The 15676-nt window shown below is 45.4% G+C and carries 12 protein-coding genes; 5 read left to right on the top strand and 7 right to left on the bottom strand.

The window, feature by feature from the left end; genetic code table 11:
• Positions 1–41: 41 nt before the first annotated feature.
• The 4 genes from VER99_RS10135 to VER99_RS10120 form a co-directional block, all read right to left on the bottom strand.
• A complete protein-coding gene (locus VER99_RS10135; protein ID WP_020334584.1) occupies positions 42–1337 on the bottom strand; it encodes an outer membrane protein transport protein in 1296 nt (431 codons plus the stop codon).
• A gap of 308 nt (positions 1338–1645) precedes the next feature.
• A complete protein-coding gene (locus VER99_RS10130) occupies positions 1646–2908 on the bottom strand; it encodes an outer membrane protein transport protein (RefSeq protein ID WP_014232632.1) in 1263 nt (420 codons plus the stop codon).
• A gap of 305 nt (positions 2909–3213) precedes the next feature.
• The gene (locus tag VER99_RS10125) at positions 3214–3942 is read right to left on the bottom strand and encodes a DUF3379 domain-containing protein (RefSeq protein WP_014232631.1); all 729 of its coding nucleotides are present in this window, start codon (positions 3940–3942) and stop codon (positions 3214–3216) included.
• Complete coding sequence (locus VER99_RS10120) at positions 3935–4483, bottom strand: sigma-70 family RNA polymerase sigma factor (protein ID WP_373423024.1); 549 nt, start codon at positions 4481–4483, stop codon at positions 3935–3937. The genes VER99_RS10125 and VER99_RS10120 overlap by 8 nt, the downstream gene beginning before the upstream one ends.
• Positions 4484–5254: 771 nt before the next feature.
• Here VER99_RS10120 and fadI point away from each other — a divergent pair.
• Together fadI and fadJ are read left to right on the top strand one after the other, a co-directional pair.
• Positions 5255–6562, top strand: coding sequence for an acetyl-CoA C-acyltransferase FadI (fadI, locus tag VER99_RS10115; protein WP_020334580.1), 1308 nt, complete (start codon positions 5255–5257; stop codon positions 6560–6562).
• Positions 6562–8673, top strand: coding sequence for a fatty acid oxidation complex subunit alpha FadJ (gene fadJ / locus VER99_RS10110; protein ID WP_020334579.1), 2112 nt, complete (start codon positions 6562–6564; stop codon positions 8671–8673). The genes fadI and fadJ overlap by 1 nt, the downstream gene beginning before the upstream one ends.
• A 73-nt stretch (positions 8674–8746) precedes the next feature.
• Here fadJ and VER99_RS10105 read toward each other — a convergent pair whose 3' ends face one another.
• Together VER99_RS10105 and VER99_RS10100 are read right to left on the bottom strand one after the other, a co-directional pair.
• On the bottom strand, positions 8747–8995 hold the full coding sequence (locus VER99_RS10105) for a hypothetical protein (protein ID WP_014232627.1): 249 nt from the start codon (positions 8993–8995) through the stop codon (positions 8747–8749).
• Positions 8996–9119: 124 nt separating this feature from the next.
• Positions 9120–11897, bottom strand: coding sequence for an insulinase family protein (locus VER99_RS10100; protein ID WP_020334578.1), 2778 nt, complete (start codon positions 11895–11897; stop codon positions 9120–9122).
• A 375-nt stretch (positions 11898–12272) separates the two neighbouring features.
• On the opposite strand from VER99_RS10100, the gene sixA reads away from it, so the two are divergent.
• Positions 12273–12737: a phosphohistidine phosphatase SixA gene (sixA, locus tag VER99_RS10095; RefSeq protein ID WP_014232625.1), complete on the top strand. Its 465-nt coding sequence runs from the start codon at positions 12273–12275 to the stop codon at positions 12735–12737.
• Positions 12738–12817: 80 nt separating this feature from the next.
• Here sixA and smrB read toward each other — a convergent pair whose 3' ends face one another.
• Positions 12818–13348 carry an endonuclease SmrB gene (smrB, locus tag VER99_RS10090; RefSeq protein WP_014232624.1) on the bottom strand — a complete coding sequence of 177 codons (531 nt, stop codon included), beginning with the start codon at positions 13346–13348 and terminating at the stop codon, positions 12818–12820.
• A 62-nt stretch (positions 13349–13410) separates the two neighbouring features.
• On the opposite strand from smrB, the gene prmB reads away from it, so the two are divergent.
• On the top strand, positions 13411–14343 hold the full coding sequence (gene prmB, locus VER99_RS10085; RefSeq protein ID WP_014232623.1) for a 50S ribosomal protein L3 N(5)-glutamine methyltransferase: 933 nt from the start codon (positions 13411–13413) through the stop codon (positions 14341–14343).
• 190 nt (positions 14344–14533) lie between these two features.
• Positions 14534–15619: a chorismate synthase gene (aroC, locus tag VER99_RS10080; protein WP_014232622.1), complete on the top strand. Its 1086-nt coding sequence runs from the start codon at positions 14534–14536 to the stop codon at positions 15617–15619.
• Positions 15620–15676 lie beyond the last annotated feature (57 nt).

The following is a 15676-nucleotide window of genomic DNA, read 5'->3' as shown; positions in this document are numbered from 1 at the left end:
CTTAGCAGTTGCTAAGCCTTTTTTCTTCAATGTGTATTCGATTAGAAACGGTAGTTCGCCTGAAGACCAATCAACCAAACATTACCCGTTGTTTCACCTACAAACTGACCACCAACTTGCTCCGCTGTATCGTCAGAATCATAACCGCGTGACTCTGTAATTGAGGCATCTTTCGCGATGATATAAGTGAAACCTGCATCTAAGCTGAAATCTTTTGTCCAGTCGTATGTTGCGCCAATGCTTAGCCAGGTACGATCGGTTTCTGGAATAGTGATAGTACGGTTTTTATCGCTAACGGCTGATGTGTCGTATGCAATACCTGTTCTTAACGCCAGTTGCGGCTGAAGCTGGTAGGTCGCACCTAACGCAAAACGGTAGTTATCTTCCCAGTTTTCAACTTTAACCATGTGCGTACCTGCGGTATCAAGGTGCGCTTCCAGTTTTTCGAATGAGCTCCAGTCAGTCCAGTTAAAACTCGCGTGCAGGGCAAGCTGTTCAGTAATCTGGTGGTAGCTTGCCAGCTCCGCAGTCGCTGGTAGCGTCAGGTACATGTAACCATTGTCGCGGGTTTGTGGCAGTTGGGTACCAAAGCCAAAACCAAGACCTTCAGCATGACCCTGCAACTTCAGTTCTACTTCTGATTTGTATGCGAAGCCGATGCGGTTATTGTCGTTGATCTGCCATGCCGTACCGACTTGCCAACCCCAAGCCGTATCATCACCTTCCATGTACTTCAGCGTGGTATCTTGAGGAAGACCCAATGCATTTGTGGCTGGTGTTGTTGCACCAAAGCTACCTTCACCAAGGATATAGCGAACACCCCCGCCGATACTTACAGCGTTGTTAATCTTGTAGGCTGCATTCAGGTTGACTTCCATTGTGGTCACGCTGGCTTCGTTGCCGAAGTGTGACGCCGCAAAACCAGTACCAAGATCCGTTTCCATACCGTAGTTGGTTCCCAACGCTAAGCCGACAGCGAACTCGTCGTTGTACTGATGCGATAGGTAGAAGTTAGGGATGATTGCATCGTGAGCGAAGTCATCTGAAGACGCTGGAATGTTATTGCCATAGAAATCGACGTCACCGTCTACATCAAGATTTGGATTCACATAGATAGCACCAACAGATACTTGTGTGCCTTCTAAGTAAGTGAGCATCGCCGGGTTTCGCCATTGTGCACTTGCATTATCTGCCATTGCTGCTTCACCTGCGTATGCGCGGCCTAAGCCTGTCGCAGAGAACTCCGCAAGTTGGAAACCGGCTGCATGAGTCGCGCTTGCTGTGCCCAGCAGACTTAGTGCTACTGTCATAGAAAGAAGGGTCTTGTTGGTTTTCATTTTGTGTTCGCTGAATTATTTAAAACGTAGGGTAAAATTTTAAAGATAGAGCTTTTACTTTAGAAATGAAAATCCGGAAAGGATACGTTTTTAGTATTAAATTCTGACCAATTATCTTATAGAAGATTAAAAGCCTGGCTGTAAAAGAGTTGTGAAAGATATTCAGCGAACAGCTGTGCGTCCTAATATAGGTTTTTAGATACACGTGTTCACTGAAATCGAGCGTAGAATAACTCGCAGGTAAGAAAAAAGGCTGGAAATCCAGCCTTTTATATAGAAAGTTTTTGCAATAGCGACTAATTCGTCAATTAGAAGCTACGGCTGTACTGTAAGCCGACTAGAATCGCGTCTGCGTGAGTTGTTGCACTGACGCCAGTAGACAGCATGCCAGGGATAATAGTCGTGCTCTCGTTAACTTTAATGTCATCACCCATTAGGTATGTGAAACCAAAGTCGATGTTAGCTTTGCTGTCAAGATGGTAAGTGAAACCAGTTGAGAACCACTGACGGTCTGAATCTGGTACAGAAATAGACGTTACATTGTCTTGTGCACTAGTGTCGTACATGTAACCAGCGCGAAGCGTCCAGTCATTGTTTAGGAAGTAAGTACCACCAATCGCGTAGTGCCAGCCGTCTTGCCACTGATATTGTTTAGCGTAGCTGCCAGTTAGCATACCTTGATCTAGGTTTTCAAAATCAATCTGGTCAAAGTCTTTCCAGCCAATGTATTGTACGCTGTAGTGTACCGCGAACTTGGTGTCCTTGATTTTGTGGTAGCCAGAGAACTCAGCCATGTCTGGCAGAGGTAGCGTGATCTTTTGGCCTTCGTCGTCTTTTGCTTCAAATTCTGGGCTGTAGTGGTATGCAAAACCAAAACGGTTATTTTCGTCTAGCTCAAATACTGTACCTACGTTGAAACCTACGGCCCAACCGTCAGCAGAATCAACATCAAGAAGTGTTGCACCACCTAGAGCCGGATTTACAGCAGCAAGAGCAGAGCTCGTTACGCGTTTCATTGTGCCTTTACCGTAAATCACATCAAGGCCAGCACCAAAGCTCCATTGGTCGTTCAGACGGTAAGAACCCGCCAGACCAAAGTTAGCGCTTTTCACGTCGGTCAGGCCGCCGTATTCAGCCGCTACGTAGCTGTCAGAGAATTCAGTCTTTGTACCGAAGTTAGAGTAGGCATTCACACCCCAGGCAAACTTGTCGTTTACCGGTACAATTAGGTGAATGTTTGGCGCAAGAGCAGTGTCACCTACATCGTCAACGTCTCCAACAGGGATGTTGTTGCCGTTAATGTTGTAAGTGGCATTTTTCACTTCAATAAGTGAAGTAATAGTTTCAAAACCAACAGACAGTTCCATTTTGTCAAACAGCGCCATTGCTGCTGGGTTACGCGCCATTACTGAAGCGTTATCTGCAATTACCGCATCACCAGCAAAGGCACGGCCAAGGCCAGTCGCTGATTGGGCATTAATTTGGAAACCTGCTGCCATCGTTTGACCTGAGGCAAAAGCTACCGTTACTGCTAAGAGAGTCTTTTTGAACAGACGCTTATTATAAGTCATGTGTTTTTCCTTATTAGATTCGTCTCTTTGGACGATAATTCGAGCTTTTGCTCAGTGGCGCAGATAGTAGTCACAAGAGTGTTATTAACAAATCCGACCATTGGATAAAATTTAGGAAAAATTATAAAAATGATGCTAAATGCAGGGAAATGACATCTAAACTGCAATATTTAGAGTTTATACTCTAATGGCGCTGCGGCGGGTTGTAGGCGGTAAACGTTTGCGTCCTACAAATACACAACTGCCGCATAGAGGTGACACTAGGCGGCAGCTAATGGGTTTTACACTAATTATGTTTCAACTTATTACATAGGTTGGATTAGAGGGGTCAGTTTACTGGCGATCACATTGATATCCTCGCCTTGTTGACCGACCAAGATCATACTTGCGCTACCTATAGGTTGAACGACACCACTCATGCCTTCTTTGTTGAAGTCGACAGCTTGCTCACTTGGGATTCTGGTAATGAACATAGTGACTTTACCTTTTAAACCCTGAAAAACCATATGCACGGCATTAGACTCTCCGAATCCACAGTGATTTAAGTAATAAACGTGGTAAGGAAAGTTCTGGTTGAACTTAAAATTCAGTGGAGACATTTTGGCGTTGATGAATGTGCTTGGCACATTTTCATCCAAGTGACGGACAAAAGGCTCTTCGTCTATTACATGTTTGATTGCTGTATCCGCCAATGTAGCATGTGCCGGTGAGACGAGAATATTGCTCCAGTTGACCTGACCAACTAACAAGCCAGCTGTAAATGCTACCGATGCAGCCAAAGCCATTGCCTTCTTAGCAAAAGTAGGGCGGACAACGTTTTGTTCAAGAGAGCTCGAACTTTGGCTGAACAAAATTTTGTCAGCAAGATCTTCAGGCACATCGACATTCATAGCCTGTTTGATTTTTTCATCGAGATCCAAAACGTCTTCAACAAACTTATGGTTAGCACTGTTGTCTGCCAAAGCTTGCAGTATCTCTTCATCCTTCTGTTTTGGATCCGACAAAATACGACGACGAAATTCTAAATCATCCATTTTTTTGTCCTCTCTTTGTATCTTGAGAATCCAACATCTCTTTAAGTTGATTACGAGCACGAAATAGTCGAGTCATCACAGTGTTTTTGTTCAGTTCCAGTATGTCGCCGATCTCTTCTCCACTGAAACCGCCTACGACTTGCAGAAATAAAGGTTCACGATATTCGACGTCTAATTTCATGATCTGTGCCTGAAGCCACTCTTGCTGGTGATGAGGGTCGTCGCTGACCTTTGCATCATTGCCATAGTCATCGATATCAACTAAATCAAATTGTTTGCGTTCGAACCGGCGTGCATTTTCTCGTCTTAATATGGTAATAAGCCAAGACTTTGCCGCTTTTTCGTCCAGCAAGCTATCTAGAGATTTCCATGCGCGAAGACAGGTTTCTTGCACCAAATCTTCGGCTACCGCTTTATCTTTACATAACCAGTAAGCATAGCGATATAAATCACGATGATAGCCCCGAACGAGCGATTCATATTTTCTTTGTTTGTCCATATCAGAGTTGACCGGACTGTTGGAATTTTTCTTTCCAAACATTTTTAACATGGCTGCAAGAGCCCCCATTTGTTATTTAACCAGTACTGTGTGGTCATTCGGATAGACATACAGAGTTTAGCAGTATCAACTGTTTTGTCTCACAGTAGTCAGGTCCAGGTTTCATTATTACGACTCAGATAGAAAACCAGTAGCCATGCATTTATTTGGAAGATTGAAAAAATAGATCGCTTGATAAGCGCTAAATCAATATAAAATTGATCTATTTCAAAAACTCGATCAGTGAAGCGGTTATAGTTACTCCTGTCATCTCGTTAGTCCTTGTGATTAACATGTTGAGCAAGATGACACTTCCTTTTGAAGGCTGACTTTACTTTCTCCTAATCAGGAAACTGATTAATGTTCAATTGGCGTAAGTTAATTGTTTTTATAGATATTCCGACCACACAGTTCTGTGTGGTTTTTTTTTACCTAAATTTCGCTTTCTAACCCAGTTCTTATTCAACTATCTTCATTGTTCATAGTCGGTTAATCGCGCCGTCAGCATAATGTATTTCATATCAATCAAAGCCAAAAGCTAGTATTTATCTAGGCATCCGGTTTGTGATCAATCTTTATTACACTTGGCGAAAAGTTTACTTAAATCCAGATATTAGGTGACTTATAGCCATTGTAACGTTTTAAAATCGCTATTGGCGGTGCTTTAGAGTAATTGATCTACTTGCTTCACGTTTATCTAAACGCACCTTTGATAAATTTAACAAGTTGATTACAATGCATCAGGTCAGACCTCTTGTTAATTAAGGAGAAACAATGGGCAAGCAGGAAGTAAAGACGCGTCATGGTGAACGCGTTGCTATTGTCGCGGGGCTTCGAACTCCCTTTGCTCGTCAAAGCACGGAATTTAGCCAAGTGCCAGCAGTCGATTTAGGGAAGATGGTAGTAAGTGAAATGCTTGCTCGAACCGATCTTGATCCGAAATTAATAGAACAAGTGGTATTTGGACAGGTTGTACAAATGCCAGAGGCACCAAATATTGCACGTGAAATCGTATTGGGGACGGGAATGAATGTCCATATCGATGCTTACAGTGTGACTCGCGCATGTGCCACGAGTTTTCAAGCCGCCGTTAATGTTACGGAAAGCATCATGGCAGGCACGATTGATATCGGTATCGCGGGTGGCGCTGATTCCTCATCGGTACTACCGATTGGTGTTTCCAAAAAGCTTGCAGCCAACCTGCTGGCTCTCAGCAAGACCAAAACGCTCGGCCAAAAGCTCAATGTGCTTAGAAACCTTAGCCTTAAAGATTTAATGCCAGTTCCTCCTGCAGTTGCTGAGTACTCGACGGGTTTGTCGATGGGGCAAACGGCGGAGCAGATGGCGAAAACGCACGGTATTTCTCGTGCAGAGCAAGATGCTCTGGCACACCGTTCTCATACACTGGCGTCTCAAGCGTGGAAAGAGGGCAAGATTCAAGGCGAAGTCATGACTGCGTTCCCTGAACCGTATAAAAAGTGGATATCAGAAGACAACAATGTTCGTCATGACTCTACGTTAGAGGGATACGCAAAACTTCGCCCGGCATTTGACCGTCAATATGGCAGCGTAACCGCAGCAAACAGCACGCCTCTGACTGATGGTGGTGCAGCTGTGATGCTCATGCGCGAAGGTAAAGCGAAAGAGCTTGGTATGGAAATCCTTGGCTACATTCGCGGCTACGCATTCTCTGCTATTGGCGTAGAGACCGACATGTTAATGGGCCCTTCTTACGCGACGGCGAAGGTATTGGAGAATACAGGGCTGGAATTGTCGGATCTGACTCTGATTGATATGCATGAAGCCTTTGCGGCTCAGGCGTTGGCCAACGTGAAAATGTTTGCCTCTGATAAGTTTGCTCAAGAAAACCTTGGCCGTTCAAAAGCCATTGGTGAAATCGACATGGATAAATTCAACGTACTTGGTGGTTCGATTGCTTATGGACATCCGTTTGCAGCAACGGGGGCGCGCATAATGACGCAAACACTGCGCGAGCTAAAACGTCGAGGTGGTGGTATTGCATTGAACACCGCATGTGCGGCGGGTGGTCTTGGTGCAGCAATGATTCTGGAGGTTGAGTAATGAGCGAACAAAAAGCATTTAGTCTGAAGATTGACGAGCAGAATATCGCCTGGTTGGCCATTGATGTACCTAATGAAAAGATGAACACGCTACAGGCGGCTTTTGTTGAAGATATGCAGAAAATCTTCGCGCAGCTAAAAGACTCAACTGGAGTCAAAGGAATGATCATTCATTCCCTGAAGCCAGATAACTTTGTTGCGGGTGCAGATGTACGCATGCTTGACGCATGTGCTACCGCAAGCGAAGCGGAAGCGTTGGCAAAACAAGGACAAGAACTCTTCCAACAATTGTCTGACCTGCCTTATCCGGTCGTTGCTGCTATTCATGGCCCTTGTCTCGGAGGCGGCTTAGAGCTTGCTCTGGCGTGTGACTATCGCGTTTGTACGGAATCCGACATCACTCGTTTAGGTCTGCCAGAAGTACAGCTAGGCTTGTTACCAGGCTCTGGTGGTACACAGCGACTTCCTCGACTAATTGGTCTGCTACCTTCACTTGATTTAATCCTGACGGGTAAACAGCTCCGCGCTAAAAAAGCGAAAAAGCTTGGCGTAGTAGATGCCTGTGTACCAGAGACTATTTTGCTTGATGTCGCTAAGCAATTTATCGACAAAGGCAAAAGCAAAGGTAAGAAAAAGCAGTCGACCAAAGAAAAGCTGATGTCGGGCAGCGGGTTAGGGCGCAAGTTTGTATTTGAGCAAGCCGCGAAGAAAACCAACGAAAAAACCCGAGGCAACTATCCTGCTACAGTGGCGATTTTGGAAGTGATCCAGCATGGTTTGGAGAAAGGGTTCGTTAAAGGCCAGGAGCTTGAAGCGAAGCGCTTCGGCGAACTGGTTATGAGCTCAGAATCGAAAGCGCTGCGTTCCATCTTCTTTGCTACCACAGAGATGAAGAAAGAACACGGCACGGATGCTAAGCCTGCTGCCGTGAAAAAAGTCGGTGTACTTGGTGGTGGTTTGATGGGCGCTGGCATTAGTCATGTCTCCGTTGCGAAAGCTAAAGTGCCGGTTCGCATTAAAGATGTGAGCAATGACGGGGTCTTAAATGCGTTGAACTACAACTACAAGTTGTTCGACAAGCAACGTAAGCGTCGCATTCTCTCTAAAGCGGATCTCCAAGCAAAAATGATGCAGCTTTCGGGTGGTGTAGACTTCACCAGTTTCAACCAGATCGATGTGGTTATTGAGGCGGTTTTTGAAGACCTTGATTTGAAACAGCAAATGGTCGCGGATATTGAAGCAAACGCGAAGCCAGATACCATTTTTGCGACCAACACATCGTCACTACCAATCCATAAAATTGCAGAAAAAGCTGAACGTCCAGAGAATATTGTCGGTCTTCACTATTTCAGCCCGGTAGAGAAAATGCCGCTGGTGGAGGTTATCCCGCATGAAACCACATCAGACGAAACCATTTCTACGGTTGTTGCGTTAGCCAAGAAACAGGGCAAAACGCCAATCGTGGTGAAAGACAAAGCTGGCTTCTACGTAAACCGCATTCTTGCACCTTACATGAACGAAGCTGCGCATATCTTGCTGGCAAACGAGCCGATAGAAAAGATAGATAACGCGTTACTGGATTTTGGCTTCCCGGTTGGGCCAATCACACTGCTTGATGAAGTGGGCGTGGATATTGGCGCTAAAATCATGCCGATTCTGGTCAATGAATTGGGCGAGCGTTTCAAAGGTCCGGATGTATTCGATACTTTGCTCAACGACGGCCGTAAAGGTCGTAAGAGTGGTAAAGGTTTCTACACCTACAAAGGTAAGAAGAAAGAAGTCGATAAGTCTGTCTATAAGCTATTGAAACTTGAGCCTGAGTCTAAGCTCAGCGACAACGATATTGCCCTGCGCTGTGTGCTGCCAATGTTGAATGAAGCGGTACGCTGTTTAGATGACGGTATTATTCGTTCGCCACGCGATGGTGATATTGGTGCGATTTTCGGTATTGGCTTCCCACCATTCTTGGGTGGTCCTTTCCGTTATATGGATCAGTATGGCTTGAAAGAGCTGGTCGAGAAAATGAATGAATTTGCATCGAAATACGGTGACCGATTTGCACCTTGTGACGGCTTACTCACCCGAGCGGGTGAAGAACGTACGTTTTATTAATTCTCAGCGCTGAACAACGTTGAAAACAAAAAGGCTTGCATCTCGCAAGCCTTTCTTAATTATGCAGAAGAGATTATTTCTTCTTGTCTTTTTTATCTTTGTGACCCTGACCTGGGTTGTCATCACCGTGAACGCTCGCATTACCCTTCTTGTCTTTATCCCAATTTTTAGAAGTACAGTCATCTGACTTCACAGAGATATTGTCACCGCTCAAGCGTACACAGTCTTTGCTTAGCTCAAAGTCATCACCTTTCACAGTGATTTCTGCATGAGCTGATGCGAATGGAAGTAGAACTGCAGCAATTAATAGGAATTTTTTCATAGGTGCCTCATATGCAAGTTGTTGTAATTTGAGTATAAGCCAATTGGAGCATAAGCTAATTAGAGCATAAGCTGCAATTGCGTTATTTCAAATTTCTGCCAATTTTATCTGAAACCAAAGTCCTTTATCCTAATCCGCAATCTTTCGGTCGTAGCTGAAACTCTTCTATTGAGCCAATTTCCTGACCTAAGTGAATGCGCGGTTCATCGATGTGAGCCAGACCTTGAGAATGCATAACCAAACGGTTTGCTGTTCTAGGTTTTAGCTCATTTACAACGAAACGGATCATATCTGCACGAGTCAGCTTTTTAAGCTCTGCCAGTACTTTCTCTCGCTGATTAAATTCAGTGTCTTTATTACCTATTGCTACCCAAAGGCGTTGAGCGCGACCACGCAGTGTGGTGTCTGGTGTGGCAATTTGATTCCATAAGCCGCGTTTACTGGTATGCCACTGATAATCATTGAGCTCTAACAGCACCATGTAAAAGGCATTTAAGAATTCATCAATAGAGGTGACGAGCTCTGCAGGCGCTGCATTGGGAGACTGAACATAAAGCACGATACCAGGGTGTCGGTTAAGCGGCATGTTCCCTGTGCCGACCATGTAGCCTAATTGCTGCTTGGTGCGGATTTCGTGAAAAAACGTCGCCGACATCAAATGGTTTGCCAGTGAATAAAGCGCGATATTACGTGGCTCAATATCCTCGCATTGATGATAAATCACGACAGCCGAGTCCTGCTGGTCACAGTGCACTTCACGCTGAAAACTGCCGTTTTGACCTAGCATCACCAATGGTCGGAGTGCTTCCTCATAGCGCTGCTCTTTAACTCGCAGTGCATCCTTTAATGTGGTGGCCATGTCATGCGCTTGCTGGCGTTGCCAGTCGCCATAGACAAACATTTCTACATGCAATTCGGCGAGAATCGACTCTACGAACACAGACAACTCATCGACTTCAATTTGCTCCAGTGCTTCAGCAAGCGTCGCAAAAGGAGGATTGTTAGGCTGTAATAATCCCGTTAACGAGTTGAACAGTTGCGAAATAGGGCGATCTTGCGCTGAGTTTCGCCAGTTCCTGAGTAGCTGTTGTTTGATTGTGTCAAATCGAGCCTGGCTGAACTCACGAGCGGCAAAGCGGCGCAAAATCATTTCTAATAGCTGGGGAAGCTTTTGGCTAAAGCCGGACAAAGTCAGCGTCACGCCACCTTGGTGGGCATACATGTTGTAGCCCATGCCAGCAATTTCCGCCTGATAAGTTTCTTGTGCGAGTGAGTCGAGAAACATCTCAACGCAGAGACGAGTCTTGACGATGTTTTTAGGTGAAGCGACGGCATGCGAACTGTCTATCGCTACATAGAGCACGCCCTTAGGCACGCGGAATTCATCATCTTGTAAATGCCATAGGCGGAAGCCTTCCAAGTCTTCAATTAACTCGGGGAGGGAGTTGCCGTGTTCCAGAGGCATAGGATCAAGGTTGTAGCATATATACGGGTTCTTCTCGGGCAGTACAAATTGCCAACGCGGGTCAATTTGATGGAAGAAACGTTTTTGCTCGCTGGTAAATGGCGTCACTGAGTACGGAGTAAAATACCATTCTGCGGTACGATCGTAGTCTAAGCCTTTGGCAATCAGCGTGACTCTTACATTGTCGATGTTTAAGTAATTCAACAAATCACGTTGCAGCGCTTCGTCGTAACCTGCCATTTTGTAATCGCCGTAGATGGTATCGTCCGGCTGATAGTGCTGCATATTGACGACAAGGTGGCTAACAAAATCAAGCGGCCTTGACGGTTCCTGAAAACGAAATGCAGATTCGAGCACTGCCTGTTTCTCCAGGTAGCGCCATTCGTCCATGCCTTCTTGACGAATCAGGGTTAAATATTGGAATACTGCCTGAACGATATCATCGACGTGGTCGAGGCCTGTTGGTGTAAGTGTACAACTCACGGTAAAGTCACGGTAATTGCTGCCGCTTGCACCGCCTCCAGCAGAAAGAGAAGTGATCCATCCCTTACTCTTAAGCTGAATCATTAAGCTGCCTTCCCCTTCATAGCCCAGTAAATGAGCAAAATAGGAGAGGGGTTTTGTGCCGTAATACTCGTCCATTCCCGGCATGGGAAAAGTCAAAATTAACTTGCGAAACTCCTTGATGGGCTCAATCTGGACAAAGATTCCGGTGCTGTTTTCCGTGCCAATAGGTACATCAATCGATTTACCTTTCAATTGATGATTAGGGATGGCCGCAAACATGCGCTCTACCCACGCTTGCTGCTCATCAAGGGATTGGGGGCCAAATAGGGTTAGCGTCATTAAATCAGCAGAGTATTGAGAATGATGAAACTCGACGATTTCGTCACGAATAGACTTACCGTTTCTGTCGCCGAGCGTATCAATATTCCCTACGGAAAACTTTGAAAATGGATGCTCTGGATTGATGACTTCTTTATTAACCTGATACAAACGACGAGAATCGTCATTCAGTTTTAGCTTGTATTCTGAATCGACCGCCTGACGCTCTTTGTCTAATGCTTCCTCGTTAAATAAAGGTGCGGTAAAGAATTGGCTGAAGCGATCTAGCGAGTTTTCAAAGGCATTTGGAGTGACATCGAAAAAGAAACACGTGTGCTCTGTTCCTGTCCAAGCGTTGTTTGTACCACCATGTTGGCTAATATAGCTTTGAAATTCGCCTACTTTAGGGTATTTTTCCGTACCCAAAAAAAGCATGTGTTCTAAATAGTGCGCTAAACCTTGGCGATCATCAGGATCGTCAAAGTGTCCGACGTTCACTGCTAGAGCGGCTGCAGACTGTTGAGCTGTATCGGAATGAATCATCAACACGCGCAAATCATTACTCAGCGTAATGTAGCGGTATTGATTTGAATCGTTAGGACTTAGGTGCACGATGCGTCTCCAGATTTCGCATTACAGTAATTATGAACCCTGAGTGGGGCAGCGCAAATGTTGCGCGTCGACAAATACTGCTCCCTGCGTTTTTGTTTTTCGTAAGACTACTGCATAGGCCCATCGCTTTTGCGTATGGGTAGGGCTGTTTGAAGGAATGCACTGAGTTCATGGCATAGCCAAAGCGGTGATGAACTGAGTATATTCTTTTTTAATAGATTGTTAAGAAAGTCGCTATCTTTGGCAAGCTAATTGGTATAATGAACAGACAATTATATCAGTATTTATGTTTCGACATTATTAAAATTAGCCCCGAATATCTTATAAAGATAGCAGTCAACCTTTTGGTAGCGTTAGCTATCCATAGGAAATAACATGAAAATATTCATTATGCGTCATGGCGAAGCCGAACACTTTGCGGATTCTGACGCAGCTAGGCAACTGACCCAAAGAGGCAGAGATGAGTCACAAGCTGTCGCCCGAGCGTGCAAAGAACAAGGTTGTGCTCAATTCGACAAAGTACTCGTGAGCCCGTACATCCGTGCTCAACAAACCTGGCAAGAAGTCAGCGAACACTTTTCGGCCCAAAGTATTGAAACGTTTGAAGATATCACGCCTTACGGACAATCTGAATGCGTGTACGACTATGCTAATGCCCTCATTGAAGTTGAAAAGCTTGAGTCGTTGCTGTTTGTTTCGCATTTACCGCTAGTCGGATATTTAACGGCAGAGTTTGTGAGAGACATGGCTCCACCAATGTTCCCGACATCTGGATTGGTTTGTGTCGAATACGATCCTCAAACCCAGCAGGGTGAGGTGTTGTGGCATATCACGCCATAAGCGTTGAACCAAATTTAATCAAAAGGCAGGAATATCCTGCCTTTATTGTTATGGAAAACAGATTGTTATTGAACGAATTTTTACTTCTCTGGAATCGAGAGAAGGACGAGCAGCGCACCGTCACCCCCAAACTCTAAAGGCGCTTGGTGAAAGGCCATCACATCAGGGTGTTGAGCCAGCCACAGTGGCGATTTTTGTTTGAGGATATGCTTGCCAATCCCGTGCTGAACGCAAGCACAGTGAATTTCGTTCTTTACGCAGTACGCGATCATCGCGCCTAATTCGCGCTTTGCTTCCTGCTGAGTCATACCATGCATGTCGAGGAACACGTCGGGCACATAAACACCGCGACGCAGACGTTTTACCTCATAGGTGGAAACGTCGTCACGTGCATAGCGAGTCGGCCCTTCTTCATTGAGAAGAGGGACAAACTCATCAGAAAAGTAAAATTCTGAATCACTCGCTTCACGGTTTGAGCGTTTGATTTCTTTTTGCTTAGTATTTTTTTTTGGTTGCTGGATTATGGTATCCTGTCGCAACTTTTTTACGCCCTGTACTGCTTCCTGAAACAAGGCGAAATCGTCATCGTGTTCGGTGTCTTTTTTGCTCATTAGGTAAACAAATTCATTAATAAATTTTATTAGCAGTATTGTAGCGCTTTTCGGAGGCAATTTTGGATAAGATTTTTGTAGAAGAAGCGGTATCTGAGCTACATACCCTTCAAGATATGATTCGTTGGACGGTCAGCCGCTTTAATGCTGCGAACCTGTTTTACGGTCACGGTACTGATAACGCGTGGGATGAAGCCGTGCAGCTTATCCTGCCAACGTTATACTTGCCGATCGATGTGCCTCCACACGTATTGAGCTCTCGCCTGACAACCAGCGAGCGCATGCGTATTGTTGAGCGTGTAGTAAAACGCATCAACGATCGCACACCTACCGCATACCTGACTAACAAAGCGTGGTTCTGCGGTCTTGAGTTCTTCGTGGATGAACGTGTACTTGTGCCGCGTTCCCCAATTGGTGAACTGATCCAAGCAGAATTCCAACCTTGGTTAGTGGAAGAGCCAGTTCGTATCATGGATATGTGTACGGGTAGTGGCTGTATTGCGATTGCTTGTGCGCACGCATTCCCAGAAGCAGAAGTTGATGCTATCGATATCTCGACGGATGCACTGCAAGTGGCTGAGCAAAACGTTCAGGATCACGGCATGGAACAGCAAGTATTCCCAATGCGTTCGGATTTGTTCCGTGACTTACCAAAAGAGAAATACAACCTTATCGTGTCAAATCCACCGTACGTAGACGAAGAAGACATGAACAGCCTGCCAGACGAGTTCACGCATGAGCCAGAGCTTGGCCTGGCTGCGGGTACGGATGGTCTGAAACTGGTTCGTCGTATTTTGGCTAATGCACCGGATTATCTGACAGACAACGGTATCCTGATTTGTGAAGTGGGTAACTCTATGATTCATATGATGGATCAATACCCACAGATTCCATTTACCTGGATTGAATTTGAAAATGGCGGCCACGGTGTATTCATGCTGACTCGTGATCAACTAGTGGAATGTGCAGAAGAGTTCAAACTGTACAAAGACTAATAGCCATACCCATCATTTTCTACAACACCGAGCCTAGTGCTCGGTGTTTTTTTATGCGGAATTCATCAAGATTAAGTGAATATTTACTCTTTACATCAAAACGTAATAGAGCCACTATGAATCCACGAAGAATTGATAAGCAGTTGCGCCTCGATTTGAGAAGGCGTGGCGACAATAACTTGAGGAAGTAATGGCAGGAAACAGTATCGGACAACATTTCCGAGTGACGACATTCGGGGAAAGTCACGGTATCGCACTGGGATGTATCGTAGACGGGTGCCCGCCGGGGTTAGAAATTACAGAAGCAGATCTGCAAGTCGATCTGGACCGTCGTCGTCCTGGCACATCACGTTACACTACACAGCGTCGTGAGCCGGATGAAGTTAAAATTCTTTCAGGTGTGTTCGAGGGTAAAACAACGGGTACATCAATCGGTCTGTTGATTGAGAACACCGATCAACGCTCGAAAGATTATTCTGAGATCAAAGATAAATTCCGTCCAGGGCACGCAGATTACACTTACCATCAAAAATACGGCATTCGTGATTATCGTGGTGGCGGCCGTTCGTCAGCTCGTGAAACGGCAATGCGTGTTGCGGCAGGTGCGATTGCGAAAAAATACCTGAAGGACGAATTCGGCGTAGAAATCCGCGCTTACCTATCACAAATGGGTGATGTGTCTATCGACAAAGTGGATTGGGATGAAATCGAAAACAACGCGTTCTTCTGTCCGGATGTTGATAAAGTTGAAGCGTTTGACCAGCTTATCCGTGACCTGAAAAAAGAAGGCGACTCAATTGGTGCGAAGATTCAGGTTGTCGCAACCAATGTGCCTGTCGGTCTTGGTGAGCCAGTCTTTGATCGTTTAGATGCAGATATTGCGCATGCGCTGATGAGCATTAACGCGGTGAAAGGTGTTGAAGTGGGTGATGGTTTTGATGTTGTGAACCAACGCGGAAGCCAGCACCGTGATACGCTTTCTCCACAAGGTTTTGGCAGTAACCATGCTGGCGGTATTCTTGGTGGTATTTCTACTGGCCAGGATATTGTGGCAAATATTGCGCTTAAGCCAACCTCAAGCATCACGGTTCCGGGTGACACGATCACCAAAGAAGGTGAGCCAACTCAGCTGATCACTAAAGGTCGTCATGACCCATGTGTTGGTATCCGCGCGGTACCTATTGCTGAAGCAATGCTGGCGATTGTTGTGATGGATCACTTGCTTCGTCACCGTGGTCAGAACTTTGGTGTGACGACAGAGACGCCAAAGATTTAACCATTGTTTTGAATACAAAAAAGGTTGCCTTATTGGCAACCTTTTTTTGTTTTGCAT

Source organism: Vibrio natriegens NBRC 15636 = ATCC 14048 = DSM 759, from assembly GCF_035621455.1.
Classification (GTDB): domain Bacteria; phylum Pseudomonadota; class Gammaproteobacteria; order Enterobacterales; family Vibrionaceae; genus Vibrio; species Vibrio natriegens.
Note: the sequence above shows the minus strand (reverse complement) of the source record. Positions and strands in the feature narration are given on the sequence as shown.

Coding starts and splice junctions, on each gene's coding strand:
- VER99_RS10120 (WP_373423024.1), bottom strand. CDS start 4,483: ATGTTTGGAAAGAAAAATTCCAACAGTCCGGTCAACTCTGATATGGAC.
- fadJ (WP_020334579.1), top strand. CDS start 6,562: ATGAGCGAACAAAAAGCATTTAGTCTGAAGATTGACGAGCAGAATATC.
- VER99_RS10105 (WP_014232627.1), bottom strand. CDS start 8,995: ATGAAAAAATTCCTATTAATTGCTGCAGTTCTACTTCCATTCGCATCA.
- fadI (WP_020334580.1), top strand. CDS start 5,255: ATGGGCAAGCAGGAAGTAAAGACGCGTCATGGTGAACGCGTTGCTATT.
- aroC (WP_014232622.1), top strand. CDS start 14,534: ATGGCAGGAAACAGTATCGGACAACATTTCCGAGTGACGACATTCGGG.
- VER99_RS10130 (WP_014232632.1), bottom strand. CDS start 2,908: ATGACTTATAATAAGCGTCTGTTCAAAAAGACTCTCTTAGCAGTAACG.
- VER99_RS10125 (WP_014232631.1), bottom strand. CDS start 3,942: ATGGATGATTTAGAATTTCGTCGTCGTATTTTGTCGGATCCAAAACAG.
- VER99_RS10135 (WP_020334584.1), bottom strand. CDS start 1,337: ATGAAAACCAACAAGACCCTTCTTTCTATGACAGTAGCACTAAGTCTG.
- sixA (WP_014232625.1), top strand. CDS start 12,273: ATGAAAATATTCATTATGCGTCATGGCGAAGCCGAACACTTTGCGGAT.
- smrB (WP_014232624.1), bottom strand. CDS start 13,348: ATGAGCAAAAAAGACACCGAACACGATGACGATTTCGCCTTGTTTCAG.